The sequence below is a fragment of the Telluria sp. AZSoR62 genome, from assembly GCF_058111565.1.
The window spans coordinates 1-269 of sequence record NZ_JBYTST010000327.1; the positions used below are offsets into that span (position 1 = coordinate 1).

The following is a 269-nucleotide window of genomic DNA, read 5'->3' on the forward strand; positions in this document are numbered from 1 at the left end:
GAACCTGTCAGGCGGCGATCTCCTCATCGTCGGCTCCCCCATCAACGGCTGGCGGCCCACCCCCCAAAATCACGGAACTGCTGACGCAGTTGGGCAACGGCCGGCTCAGGGCATCAAGGCGGCAGCGTTCGACACCCGCGTCCGCTTCTTCATCCATGGCGACGCCGCCAAGAAGATGACCAAACTGCTCACGGAAGGCGGCGCCTACATCATCGCCCGCCCCGTTCTACGTCCGGGGCACCGAAGGGCCCCTGCGCGGTGGAGAACTT

General features: G+C 65.8%; 1 protein-coding gene. It reads left to right on the forward strand.

What is annotated here, in order from left to right; genetic code table 11:
• Nucleotides 1-269 (forward strand): hypothetical protein (locus AC3XQU_RS24000; RefSeq protein ID WP_489876634.1); only part of this gene is annotated, 269 nt, incomplete at both ends.